Source organism: Psychrobacter sp. KCTC 72983, from assembly GCF_014280455.1.
Lineage (GTDB): Bacteria > Pseudomonadota > Gammaproteobacteria > Pseudomonadales > Moraxellaceae > Psychrobacter > Psychrobacter pacificensis.
Window position 1 is genome coordinate 1042291 of sequence record NZ_CP060390.1, and the last position, 12633, is coordinate 1054923.

A 12633-nucleotide genomic window follows, 5' to 3' on the forward strand; every position below is an offset into this window, starting at 1 on the left:
GCCAATACTCAATTGGTCAGTCGGTAACGACCTTTTTTCTTGCTGCTATGAATAAAAACTACCTGTTGGTTATGCTTGACCACTCGGAAAAGCAATCACTTCCTCTAAAGTTTTTGCGCCCTTTATCACCATGAGCAATCGATCAACACCGACCGCAATACCACTACAAGCAATCAAATCATCAGATGCAGCAACTAAATGCTCATCAATGGGCATTTTCGGCAACCCATGACGATGACGTAATTGATTGTCTTGCTCAAAACGTGCTCGCAATGCTGGACCATCTGCCAGCTCATCATAAGCGTTGGCAATCTCAATGCCATTAATGTAAAGCTCAAAGCGTTTCGCTATTTTATTGCCTTCTTTATCTAGCGCTGTCTTTGCCAATGCAGCTGTCGCAGGTGGATATTCTATGATCAGTGTCGGCAAATCATGTCCCAAATTTGGCTCTACTGCATGACTAAATAGTAAGTCTAACCAGCTCTGGCGACGATTTGCTTCGCTATCATCAGCATCATTAAAATCAAATCCTATCAACCCTCTATCTTCTGCTACCGCTTGGAGCGCAGATAGGCTCGCTGTCAGTGGATGTATACCAACAAAATCCATAAAAGCATCAACATAGCGATAATGGCTCATCACCATTGGATGACCATACAGCGCCGTAAGCAAGTCATTAAGCTCACCTGCCATATCATCGAGGCTGTAATTGGGCTGATACCACTCTAACATTGTAAATTCGATATTATGACGCACGCCTATTTCATTATCCCGAAACACAGGACAAATCTGATAAATAGGCACTTGCCAGCTCGCCAGTAAACGCTTCATCGCAAACTCAGGAGACGTATGCAAATAATAAGTACGAGGACGATCTTGATAGGTTACGTGCGCCGCTACTGATTGCAAAAAGGTGTCGGTGTTCCCCGCTTGCGATAAAAGCGGCGTCTGTACTTCCAGTACCTGACGACTGATAAAAAACTGGCGAATATCACCGATAAACTTGGCGCGTTGTTGTGCCATTGCCAGTGTTATGGTGGGTGCGTAGTTAGGTTGATGACTAGAGGTACTGCTTGATTGGCTCATGACTGTCTACCGTGATTCATAAATAATAATGCTTCAATGACGTAGATTATTTATGTTTTTAAGAATAGTATTTTTAAATTGCTAGATTAGGATTGCCACTCACGGCGCAAGTGGTAATCACGTCTCAGACCGTCAAAATCAGGACCATTCACTTGTTTGTCAAGATTTTCATCAGATATTTTGCTTCGCAACAAGGCATCATCTTGCATAATGTCATAAAATTTTGACAATCTGTCTGGGTGTGCTTTTAACTCAGACCACAAAAACAAGTTAAGCGATAGCAGGTTGGACATCGACTGGGCAGGTATGATCGCTAGCTTCTCACACAAGGCATCATAGATGATTTGTGTACCACGTAGCTTGCCCTCTAATGTATAGCCAGCGATATGCGGTGTGGCGATTGTGAGCTTAGCTAGTAGGCTATCAGCAACCGTTGGCTCATGCTCAAACACATCCAAAACCACTTGCCGCCCAGTATGAGCAATATCGTTCTTGAGATCATTTTCATTGACCACAGGGCCGCGCGCGCTATTAATCAATATGGTATCAGCAGGCATCATGGCCAATGTCTCTGCATTGATGAGATGACGCGTTGGATAGTCACTGCCTTTAGCATCACTGTCAACTTTCTCACTTGTCAAAGGCACATGCAAACTCACCGCGTTACTTTGAGAAAGCACCTGCTCAAGGCTAGCATTATTAATAGTAGAGCTTGGTAATAGTGGATCGTATCCAAGCACCTGCCAGCCCAAGTCATTGGCATATTGAGCAAGCGTACTGCCAATATTGCCAAGGCCGATAATACCAAGTGTCACAGGCTGCTGCCAGTAGTTTGGACGCAGAGTCAAGATAGCCGTCAGTACATACTGAGCCACCGAGTGCTTGCTACAACCAGCGGCATTGGCAAAAGTAATATCGCGCATCGCTAAATAGTCTTGGTCGACATGATCTGTACCGATAGTCGCTGAGCCAACAAATTGCACACTGTGATTTTCAGCCAACAGCGCCTCATTGACTTGCGTGACCGAGCGTATTAACAAAATATCTGGCTGTACTTCAGACAGCAGCTTTGCGTCAATATCACGACCAGCGACCGGTATAATTTTGACTGTTTGCCCAGACAACTGACCTAATGTACCGTCATTAAAAAAATCATTCAGGCTAGCAATATTGCTATCAGCAACGATCGTGATACCTTTGGCCATCTGGTTTATCTTATTATCCATAGCATCTGCAATATCATTGTTTGTCATTGGCAATTTTCTCTATCGATAAGGGTTTTCTATGTAGACTCATTTCCACTGACTGTGTCTTGTGCTGGATTATGTACTGGCGCTATGGCATTTGAGTCAGAGAGCGTGACGTCTTGCGACGCAAATATCTCATTTTTGTGCTGCGATATCCACTCGCGCCATACGGCAAGACCGATGGCCAGTACCACAGGGCCGATGAACAATCCAACAAACCCAAATGCGGTTAGACCGCCCAACACACCGATAAAAATAATAATAAATGGGATTTTGGTCGCACCACTGATAACAATAGGTCGAATGAGATTATCCACCCAGCTAATAACAAACACGCCCCATAGTGCCAAACCAATCCCTTCTGCAGTATGTCCTTGGCTCAAGAGCCAGACAGACACACCGCCCCAAACAAATGGCGTACCAAAGGGAATCAACGCAATAATAAACGTGACAATGGTCAATAAGATAGGGCTTGGCGCACCAGCGAAGTAATAGCCGATACCAGCCAATAGCGCCTGAGCCAATGCCGTCAGCCCGATGCCGTATACCACCGCACGCGTGGTTGTACCTACAGAGTCAATATAACCGTCGATGCGATTGCCGATGATGTTACGCAGCGCTTGGCGAATCTGACGAACCAGACTGGTGCCATCACGATAAAAAAAGAATAGTGTCATCAGCGCCATACCCAGCTTAGCCAGACCACTGAACACCACGTCAAATGCTACCTTGCCATAATACAAGTGCGACTGAACCCAAAGACGGAAGGCTTCTAGCGTGCCTTCTGGGTTTTTATTGATTCGCCACAGTACGTCTTTGATTTGCTGACCGATAATCGGCAAGTCTTTAAATGAGTCAGGCACATCCAAATAGCCCACTTTAATACGATAGACCAAATTACTGATTAAGCTCAACGCTTCTTGCTGCAAAATAAACACACCAATAACCAATGGCACACCTATTATCAAGGAGATGCTCACGGTCATAATAGCAGCGCTAAAATCTGGACTCAGTTTAACTTTTTCGTGAAAAAACTCATAAATAGGGAACGTCACATACGCCAAAATTGCCGCCCACAATGCCGGTACAATAAAAAACTGCACCACTTTAAAGCATAATACGAACAGCGCAACCAGCAAAGTAATCGCAAGCAAGCGCTGGATAATAAATTCTTTTGTCCAATTTTCAATCATAGCGTATAAACCAAGAGCGGACAGCAAACGATAACTTTGCTGGCAAGTTTATAAATGTGTGATGAACATCAGCTTATAGACGCTGTCCATAAACTGTATCCATTAGCGAGGATGGTAGATTATAAGTATATAAAGAAAAAACGGTGTCAAACCCATTAAATCACATGGCAATACTGCGTATTTACAAACTATCACTCTGATAAATAACATCGCGAAAAACGCAGCTATTACGCTCCATTATGCAATAGATTATGATAATTATATAACGCTATGTTGTAATCTTTACTTACAACTTTGTCTATGCAAGCTTACTAGATGATGACCGGAATGACTAGCGCATAATGCATGGATTTACTGTGAAAAACAGTGCCATCGCAGCTGCTTTTATATTCAGCTATTAAACTGCAATCTTATCAGGGAATTCACTGGTGCGTTCTATTTGTCACGACAATTGATGTTATACTAAAGCAATTATTTTAAGCTTTTCAATATAGTTAAGTGCATTTGTACGCTTTTATTTTTGTCGTTGCATAAACATCGCATCTATCAAAGCAGATTCCAGACCCTCTTGTATCGTCTTCTTCTAGACTATCATAAGATCTCATTTTAGGATGGCACGATCATTTGGGATAGGAGGCATAAGCAATTATGCTTTTAAGCATTGTCTAAGCAATTATGTAGGATTTAGGCTTGTCATATCAACTCAACATTCGAGCTTGATAAGCAAGCACGCAGTTTTGAATGAATTTCGGACTTACTTTGATTTTATTTTAAATCAATACAGACTCACCAAATTTTAATAATATATCGATAGGAACAATAACAATGTCAAAAGACACTGATAATCCCAATCTTAACCCCTCACATGAAGCCAGCAAGACCAACAAACCACAAGATACGGTCACTTTTGCTTTAGCGCAGTCACATTTTTTGGTAGGCGATATCGCAACCAACGTTGAAAAAATGCGCACGCTTGCATTACAAGCACGCGAACAAGGTGCTGACGTTATCGTATTTCCAGAGCTGGCGCTACTAGGCTATCCTCCGCAAGATTTATTGCTACGCCCAAGCCTATCAGGCCGTGTCAAAAGCGCCTTATCTACCTTGAGTGATATCGACGATATCGTCATGATTGTCGGCTATCCGCATGTCGATCATCACGGTACTTTTAACTCCGCTGCTATCTTACATAATGGTCATCAAAAGGGCTTCTATCACAAGCAGATGTTGCCAAACTATGGTGTATTTGATGAGCGCCGTTATTTTGATAAAGGTCGCAATCAAGTCTTATTTGACTATAAAGGCATTACGATTGGCCTGCTCATTTGTGAAGATTTGTGGGACAAAAACCCGATTGCTGAACTCAAAAAACAAGGTGCTGACCTCATTGTTAGCTTAAACGCCTCACCTTTTGAGATTGAAAAACAAAACAACCGCAAAGCCATGCTTGCCAAGCGCAGCCGTGAAAACAACTTGCCTATCGTCTATGTCAATGCAGTTGGCGGTCAAGACGATCTTGTATTTGATGGCGGCTCTATGGCTGTGCAAGCCGATGGCAGCGTGGCCCATGAAGCACCGCGCTTCATGAATCAGTTATTATTGGCCACTTTAGATGTCAAAACGGCTAAATTCAACAATCAAGCCAAAGCACCTTTGTCTCTAAGCCGTGAGTCTGAGATGTATCAGGCATTGGTCGTCGGTCTACGCGACTATGTCAATCACTCAGGATTCTCTGGCATTATTGTTGGACTATCAGGTGGTATTGATTCAGCACTGACGCTCTGTATCGCGGTCGATGCGTTGGGCGCTGACAAGGTCTATGCCGTCATGATGCCGTATGAATATACCTCTCAAATCAGTCTAGAAGATGCACAGGCTCAGGCACGTCGCTTAAATGTCTCTTATACCGTGTGTCCTATTTTCGATGCCGTCGAAGGTATTCGTCATACACTAGCGCCTCTATTTAACAAGTCACCAGCGGATACAACCGAAGAGAACATCCAAGCCCGTGCACGCGGCGTTGTGTTGATGGCACTCTCCAATAAGTTTGGTCATTTGGTCATCACGACAGGTAACAAATCAGAATTAGCGGTTGGTTACTCAACATTGTATGGCGATATGGCTGGCGGCTTTGACGTACTAAAAGATGTGTATAAATCACAAGTGTATAAGTTAGCAAGCTACCGCAATCGCCTAGAAGACACGCCTGTCATCCCTGAGCGCGTTATTACTCGTCCGCCATCTGCTGAGCTACGTCCAGATCAAAAAGATCAAGACAGCTTGCCTGATTATGATGTATTGGACGGTATCTTGATGTCTTATATCGATGAAGACATGGGCTATCAGGAAATTATCGATAAAGGCTTTGATGCTGAGATGGTCGCAAAAGTCATCAAAATGGTAGACAATAGCGAGTATAAACGCTTGCAATCGCCCATCGGTACAAAGATCAGCCACAAAGCTTTTGGACGTGAACGCCGCTATCCGTTGGTCAATAAGTGGTCAATTAAAGGCTAAATCGCACTTGCCTTTCAGCTTAGGGCGTGTTGAACATTCGACCATGGCACTGACAGCGACTATTTTTTAGGCGATTCGATGTTAAAAATAATAAGTTTAGTCATTCTAAGCGCTTATTTTTAACGATGAAGCGGCAAAAAAGAGTCCTGTCCCCTGCTTTTATCGTTGGGGCTGATGCTAAAATTGCCCCATACTGCGTTACAAATCTCGCTAAGGCATCTGCATTATCGTCGCTTTGTGCCTTGTCTGGAACCATTTTAGCGATCAGCAGTGCCTATTTGCGAATGTTCAACACGCCCTATATGATTTACGAATTTATGAGTTGAAAGGTGCAAGTCAGATCGTTTGACAAAACGTCGAATTTTTCCTATTAGCTGGGTGCTTGCCCAGCTTTTTTGGTTTTTATACATGAACAAATTTACCGTCCACCTTCTGATTTTCTCCCTTTAACTACTGATTATTTTTGACCCAATTCCGCTTTACTTCTTTTCGAGTATGTCATGAGCTTGCTAACTGCCAGTGTTTTTCTTCTCCTTCTACTTGCCTTGAGTACCTTTGTCTCTGCGGCTGAAATCGCGATTGCCGCAGGGCGCAAAATCAAACTGCAAATCATGGCAAAAGAAGGCGATGTTCGCGCACTTGACGTCCTCAATATGCAGGATCATCCTGGGAGCTTTATCACGGTCGTACAGATAGTACTGAATGCGGTTGCTATCTCGGCGGGTGCTGTAGGCGAGTCAGCCATTAGTCCTTATCTGGAGCAGATGTTTAATAGTGAAGCGGTGGCTTCAGTGATATCGTTTGTACTCATCACCAGCTTGTTTTCACTACTTGCCGATCTCATGCCCAGACGCTTGGCAATGTCGAGTGCTGAGGCGATAGCGGTGCGACTGGTACGTCCAATGATTCTCTTGATTTTTATATTAAAACCCATTATCTGGGTGTTCGATGGCGCTGCAAATATCCTTTTTAAATCCTTTGGTATCTCAACCATCCGCCAAGACGATATGACCCCAGAAGATATCTATGCCGTCATGGATGCAGGCGCTGAAGCAGGCGTGCTAAAAAAACAAGAGCATCATCTGATAGAAAATATCTTTGATATGCAGGAGCGTACCGTCACCTCAGTGATGAACCCACGCGAAAATATCGTTTATTTTGATACCAAAACCAGTACCGAAGAAGTCGTAAATATCATGATTGAGCAGCCACACAATAAGTTTTTGGTCTGCCATGATGACGACCTAGAACATATCGTGGGTTATGTAGAGTCTCGTAGCTTTCTGGCCTTGGTTTTAAATCAGCAAGAGGTTAGCCTGACAAACAAATCTCTGCTAAAGCCTGCGCTCTTTGTACCTGATACGTTGTCTTTGTTTGAAGTATTAGAGATGTTCAAATCGACTGGCGCAGACTTCGCTGTCATCGTGAATGAATATGGGCTTGTGGTTGGTGTTATCACACTCAAAGACGTGATGAGCATTGTGATGGGCGAGCTTGTGACGCTTGAGGAGCAGCCTATTGTTCAGCGCACAGACAACTCATGGTTGATCGATGGTATGACCCCTATTGAAGATGTCATTCGTGCATTAGATATCGTCGATTTACCGCGCAGTGAGAACTATGAGACCATCAGTGGCTTTATGATGTATATGCTGCGCAAAATTCCTAAGAAGACTGATACGATCGAGTATGCCAATTATCGGTTTGAAATCATTGCAACAGACAATCTAAAAATCACGCAAATGCTAGTGACCAGATTAGAAGAGACGACTTGATCGGTCAATTAGTGACTCATTCGATTGGCCTAGTACGCAGGATTCTAGGGCGTGTTCGTATTTTCAGAATGGTGATAAACGTTTGCATTAGGGACATGATTTAGTCTCGCGCACCAAAGATAGCCGTACCAACACGCACCATGGTAGAGCCGTTGTCTATCGCCTCTGCCATATCACCACTCATCCCCATGCTAAGCGTATCCCAAGCATCCAACTCTGGATGGCTGGCTTTTATATCGTCAAACAATGCCTTGGTTCGTGCAAAAGCGTTTGTATCTGCTTTGGCAGGGATAATCATCAACCCGCGCAGTTGCAAGCGCTCATAGCCTTTAATCGCTATGATCAATGCTGGCAGTTCTGCTGGTAGGCAACCTGACTTGCTGTCTTCGTTATCAATATTTACCTGAATTAATACGTTCAATGCTGGGAGCTCATCTGGGCGTTGATCGTTTAAACGTTTGGCAATGATATCGCGCTCAAGGGTTTGCACCCAATCAAAATGCTCGGCAATATCGCGTGTTTTATTACGCTGAATACTGCCGATATAATGCCAGACGATATCCGCGCATGCAGGATTCGATTTTAGCGTATTTATTTTTTCAATGGCTTCTTGTAGATAGTTCTCGCCAAAGTGCTGCTGTCCTTCATTCGCCAAAGTAGCAATCATATTGGCAGGCTTGGTTTTTGACACGGCTAGCAAAGTGGTAGTATTGGCAGATCTACTATCTCGCTCAGATGCCTGTTCATAGGCTTGGGTCATTTGCTCTTTGACTTGCTGCCAATTAGCGACAAGCGTCTGATTATCAACACTTTGATTTGTCTCTTTCATATCAGTCATATATAAGGCTCTCAAAATTTACTTAATTTTTAATAGGTTTTATAAATAGTTTATGGCTGAGACTGCTTAATTTAAACATTTTTAATAAAAATTATTTATCGCCCATATATAAAATTAGCTGAAAAATGACTAATTTCATATTTTCTTAAAGGAGTAGATGGTTAAATACTCACAGTCTTGTTATGATATTGTTACATGCTTTAACATATGCTACTGAATATGATAGCGGTGGTAAAGACGGCATGCTGGTTCACTCTTCAATATTTTACGCTTGAACAAAGCGATTGATGGATAGTTTACCACGTGCCTTTATGCTCTTTTGTCTTACCCTGACTAATTGATAGGAATATCGGATTATGGCTGAAAAAAACACCTTAAGTATCGAAGACTTGCTACGTTTTACGGTCAAACATAAAGCATCGGATTTACATATTTCAGCTGGCATGCCTGCGATGATTCGTACCGATGGTGAGATGACACGCATCAATATGCCTGCGATGACGCACCAAGTGGTTCATCAGCTCATTTATGACATTATGAACGACAAGCAGCGCGCTGATTTTGAAGAGTTCTTTGAGACAGATTTTTCTTTTGAGATTCCAAATTTGGCACGTTTTCGAGTCAATGCATTCAATCAAAATCGCGGCGCAGGCGCGGTATTTCGTACCATCCCTTCTAAAGTATTGACCATGGAAGACTTAGGGATGGGCGACGTGTTCAAACGTGTCTCAGACTTCAAACGTGGCGTGGTGTTAGTTACCGGCCCAACTGGTTCGGGTAAATCGACGACGCTAGCGGCCATGATTGATTATATTAACGAAAGTCGTAAAGAGCATATTTTAACAATTGAAGATCCGATTGAATTTGTCCATGAATCGAAAAAAAGCCTGATTAACCAGCGTGAAGTGCACCGCGATACCTTAGGTTTTGAGCCTGCATTACGTTCAGCATTGCGAGAAGATCCAGATGTCATCTTGGTTGGTGAGTTACGTGACCTTGAGACCATTCGTTTGGCACTGACTGCGGCCGAAACAGGACATTTAGTATTCGGCACTCTGCATACTAGCTCAGCCGCTAAGACGATTGACCGTGTCATCGACGTATTCCCTGCCGCCGAAAAAGATATGATTCGTGCCATGCTATCGGAGTCACTACAAGCCGTTATTTCACAAACCCTATTGCGTCGTCAAGCTGGTGGACGTGTGGCAGCTCATGAAATCATGCTAGGCACACCCGCTATCCGTAACTTAATACGTGAAAACAAAATTGCTCAGATGTACTCTGCCATCCAAACGGGTGCAGGCGAAGGCATGATTACACTCGATCAAACGCTAAAAAACTTGGTTGGCAAAGGCACTATCAGTAAAGATGTGGCTCGTCCTTATGCCAAGCAACCTGAGGCATTTTTATAGTCTCAGCCAAATCACAAAAAAGCGTGAATGGTGCTAGATTGTTATTGGTCTCTATGAATGACCTTTAATATACTACTCTAAATAACTTTTAATCGACTTACATCGAATGCAGGTACGATATGGACATTGATAAATTATTGCAGTTGATGATTAATAAAAATGGCTCTGACCTTTTTATTACTGCTGATGTAGCGCCTTCCATGAAAGTAAATGGAAAAATTTTACCTGTCGGTAAAACCCCTTTGACCGCTGATCAAACCATGATGTTAGTCAAAGGAGTGATGACCCCTAGCCAGCAAAAAGAATTTAAAGAGACGAACGAGTGTCAGTTTGCTATATCTGATGAAGCACAGCAAGCACGTTTTCGGGTCAGTGCATTCATACAGCGCGATATGGCAGGAATGATTTTACGGAAAATTGAGAATAAGATCCCAACTGTTGAGGAACTACGCTTGCCGCCAGCGCTCAAAGAACTGGCTATGAAAAAGCGCGGCATTATCTTGCTGGTCGGCGCGACCGGCACAGGTAAATCCTCTACGCTCGCGGCTATGATTGGACATCGTAACCAAAACTCTCATGGGCATATCATTACCATAGAAGACCCTATCGAGTTTGTCCATAAACATCGTGGTTGTATCATCACTCAGCGTGAAGTCGGTATCGACACTCATTCATTTGAAGCAGGACTAAAAAATACGTTGCGCCAAGCACCAGATGTCATCTTGATTGGTGAGATTCGTAACCGTGAGGTCATGAGCTACGCTATCCAGTACGCTGAGACAGGGCATCTGGTATTTGCAACCTTGCATGCCAATAATGCCAACCAAGCGATTGACCGTATTATTCATTTCTTTGAAACCAGTCGTCATAATCAGCTATTTATGGATTTGTCACTGAACTTGCAGGCCATTATCGCTCAGCAGCTCATTCCAACCCCTGATGGCAAAGGACGCCGTGCTGCTATTGAGATTTTATTAAACTCACAGCTAATTAGCGACTATATCCGTAAAGGTGAGGTGCATGAAATCAAAGACGTCATGACACGCTCTCGAGACAGCGGTATGCAAACCTTTGATCAAGCGCTTTTTGACTTGTATGAACAAGGAGAGATCACTTATAAAGAGGCAATTTTGCATGCTGACTCCCCTAACGACTTACGTCTGAAAATTAAGCTCAGTAGCAAAAACGGTAAGGCTAATTTAGATGAAGGTGCGGATAGTTTATCTTTAGACATCAGTTAAGCTATTGGGAGCGATGTCAGTACATACTGAAAAATTAAACTCAAAAAAGCCCTCATTATCAATAATGAGGGCTTTTTAATATAAGAGATCTTAGAGTCATTTATAAAAATAAAGCTTTAATTGATAACCAAGGTCTTTACTTGGCACTGTCTCTGCAAGCTTGGTCAGCACAGATACCATATAAGACTAACGAGTGACCCGATAGTTTAAAGCCGTGCTTTTCTGCGACTTTCAGCTGCTCTTCCTCGATCATCTCATTATGGAATTCAATGATTTTGCCACAAACATCACAGACCAGATGGTCGTGATGCTCTTCTTGGGTAATTTCAAACACTGACAAGTTATTTTCAAAGTTATGACGCTCTACAATGCCCGCCTGCTCAAATTGGGTGAGTACACGATAGACCGTGGCAAGACCAACATCTTCACCTTGTTCGATGAGCGCTTTGTATATTTCTTCTGCACTCATGTGGTGTAACTCGGCGCTTTCTAGCAGCTCTAAAATCTTAATACGAGGTAACGTAACCTTCAATCCTGCTCTACGTAAATCTTGATTGGTAAAAGAAGCCATAATATCCCTTCTGACTGTGACAGTCTTAGCAAATGAAAAACTAAAAAATATGAGATAAATAATCGTTGCTGATTATTCTTTATTAAATATAAGTGGTTTTAACACCTTCAAAACAGTGCTGATGAGGTGACTGACTGCTTTATAATTCCCTGAATAACCGCAGTGCAAGCCTATGAATTTAAAATATAAATAATAAGACCATTCAGGTGGTGTTTGGTAAATAATGTCGTAAGTGGTAGGCAATTGCAAGTAAATGACGTATCATTTGTCCAAGATTGTCGGTCAGACTCGCACCATCTAACTTTGGCCGCGCCTAATTCATTTCTTATGAGTCATCTTACCATGATAAAGACATTAAATTTTCGTCCGTTAAGCCATGCCAGCGTACTACGTAACATTGTTATCACCAGTATGCTGAGCGCTACTGTCGCTATGTCTGGCTGCTCACTATTGAGCGTTTATAAGATTGATTTGCCTCAAGGCACAGCGATTACTCAAACCCAAGCACAAAAACTAAAAGTAGGGATGAATCAGAACCAAGTACTTTATATCCTTGGCAGTCCTGCGATTAGGGACACCCTTGAGCCTAAGCGCTGGGATTACATTTACGATTACCAAGCAGGCACCGAAGGCCGCCGTAAAGGCATTGCTGATGTCAAAAATGCAAGCCAACACTTAGTTGTTTACTTTGATGATAATGGTTTGGTCACTCGCATCGAAGGTATCGAGAGCTTACCAGCATCGTAATCCGTA

At 42.9% G+C, this 12633-nt stretch carries 10 protein-coding genes; 5 read left to right on the forward strand and 5 right to left on the reverse strand.

Annotation, left to right across the window (positions count from 1 at the left end):
* Positions 1 to 69: 69 nt before the first annotated feature.
* The 3 genes from epmA to PSBA01_RS04435 all read right to left on the reverse strand — a co-directional run bounded on the left by epmA (position 70) and on the right by PSBA01_RS04435 (position 3526).
* Positions 70 to 1086 carry an EF-P lysine aminoacylase EpmA gene (gene epmA, locus PSBA01_RS04425; RefSeq protein ID WP_186475163.1) on the reverse strand — a complete coding sequence of 339 codons (1017 nt, stop codon included), beginning with the start codon at positions 1084 to 1086 and terminating at the stop codon, positions 70 to 72.
* Positions 1087 to 1172: 86 nt separating this feature from the next.
* The gene (locus tag PSBA01_RS04430; RefSeq protein ID WP_228724668.1) at positions 1173 to 2291 is read right to left on the reverse strand and encodes a 4-phosphoerythronate dehydrogenase; all 1119 of its coding nucleotides are present in this window, start codon (positions 2289 to 2291) and stop codon (positions 1173 to 1175) included.
* A 77-nt stretch (positions 2292 to 2368) separates the two neighbouring features.
* Positions 2369 to 3526: an AI-2E family transporter gene (locus tag PSBA01_RS04435; protein ID WP_186475164.1), complete on the reverse strand. Its 1158-nt coding sequence runs from the start codon at positions 3524 to 3526 to the stop codon at positions 2369 to 2371.
* Between the two features lie 825 nt (positions 3527 to 4351).
* Between PSBA01_RS04435 and PSBA01_RS04440 the strand changes: the two genes are divergently transcribed.
* Together PSBA01_RS04440 and PSBA01_RS04445 are read left to right on the forward strand one after the other, a co-directional pair.
* Entirely contained in the window at positions 4352 to 6043 is a 1692-nt protein-coding gene (locus PSBA01_RS04440; RefSeq protein ID WP_071002366.1) for an NAD+ synthase, read from the forward strand.
* A 500-nt stretch (positions 6044 to 6543) separates the two neighbouring features.
* Positions 6544 to 7818 carry a hemolysin family protein gene (locus tag PSBA01_RS04445; RefSeq protein ID WP_186475165.1) on the forward strand — a complete coding sequence of 425 codons (1275 nt, stop codon included), beginning with the start codon at positions 6544 to 6546 and terminating at the stop codon, positions 7816 to 7818.
* Between the two features lie 100 nt (positions 7819 to 7918).
* Here PSBA01_RS04445 and PSBA01_RS04450 read toward each other — a convergent pair whose 3' ends face one another.
* Positions 7919 to 8647 carry a YggS family pyridoxal phosphate-dependent enzyme gene (locus PSBA01_RS04450; RefSeq protein ID WP_186475437.1) on the reverse strand — a complete coding sequence of 243 codons (729 nt, stop codon included), beginning with the start codon at positions 8645 to 8647 and terminating at the stop codon, positions 7919 to 7921.
* Positions 8648 to 9012: 365 nt separating this feature from the next.
* Here PSBA01_RS04450 and PSBA01_RS04455 point away from each other — a divergent pair, with 365 nt between their 5' ends.
* Positions 9013 to 10068: a type IV pilus twitching motility protein PilT gene (locus PSBA01_RS04455; protein WP_058024233.1), complete on the forward strand. Its 1056-nt coding sequence runs from the start codon at positions 9013 to 9015 to the stop codon at positions 10066 to 10068.
* A gap of 119 nt (positions 10069 to 10187) precedes the next feature.
* Positions 10188 to 11309 (forward strand): PilT/PilU family type 4a pilus ATPase, encoded by a 1122-nt coding sequence (locus PSBA01_RS04460; RefSeq protein WP_071002369.1) that lies wholly within the window; start codon positions 10188 to 10190, stop codon positions 11307 to 11309.
* A 136-nt stretch (positions 11310 to 11445) separates the two neighbouring features.
* On the opposite strand, the gene fur is transcribed toward PSBA01_RS04460, so the two are convergent.
* A complete protein-coding gene (gene fur / locus PSBA01_RS04465) occupies positions 11446 to 11880 on the reverse strand; it encodes a ferric iron uptake transcriptional regulator (protein ID WP_058024231.1) in 435 nt (144 codons plus the stop codon).
* 327 nt (positions 11881 to 12207) lie between these two features.
* Between fur and PSBA01_RS04470 the strand changes: the two genes are divergently transcribed.
* Positions 12208 to 12627, forward strand: a complete 420-nt coding sequence (locus tag PSBA01_RS04470; RefSeq protein ID WP_058024230.1) for an outer membrane protein assembly factor BamE — start codon at positions 12208 to 12210, stop codon at positions 12625 to 12627.
* Positions 12628 to 12633 lie beyond the last annotated feature (6 nt).

Excerpts from the sequence above, each read along its gene's own strand:
- epmA (WP_186475163.1), bottom strand. The coding sequence starts at position 1,086 with ATGAGCCAATCAAGCAGTACCTCTAGTCATCAACCTAACTACGCACCC.
- PSBA01_RS04430 (WP_228724668.1), bottom strand. The coding sequence starts at position 2,291 with ATGGCCAAAGGTATCACGATCGTTGCTGATAGCAATATTGCTAGCCTG.
- PSBA01_RS04435 (WP_186475164.1), bottom strand. The coding sequence starts at position 3,526 with ATGATTGAAAATTGGACAAAAGAATTTATTATCCAGCGCTTGCTTGCG.
- PSBA01_RS04440 (WP_071002366.1), top strand. The coding sequence starts at position 4,352 with ATGTCAAAAGACACTGATAATCCCAATCTTAACCCCTCACATGAAGCC.
- PSBA01_RS04445 (WP_186475165.1), top strand. The coding sequence starts at position 6,544 with ATGAGCTTGCTAACTGCCAGTGTTTTTCTTCTCCTTCTACTTGCCTTG.
- PSBA01_RS04450 (WP_186475437.1), bottom strand. The coding sequence starts at position 8,647 with ATGAAAGAGACAAATCAAAGTGTTGATAATCAGACGCTTGTCGCTAAT.
- PSBA01_RS04455 (WP_058024233.1), top strand. The coding sequence starts at position 9,013 with ATGGCTGAAAAAAACACCTTAAGTATCGAAGACTTGCTACGTTTTACG.
- PSBA01_RS04460 (WP_071002369.1), top strand. The coding sequence starts at position 10,188 with ATGGACATTGATAAATTATTGCAGTTGATGATTAATAAAAATGGCTCT.
- fur (WP_058024231.1), bottom strand. The coding sequence starts at position 11,880 with ATGGCTTCTTTTACCAATCAAGATTTACGTAGAGCAGGATTGAAGGTT.
- PSBA01_RS04470 (WP_058024230.1), top strand. The coding sequence starts at position 12,208 with ATGAGTCATCTTACCATGATAAAGACATTAAATTTTCGTCCGTTAAGC.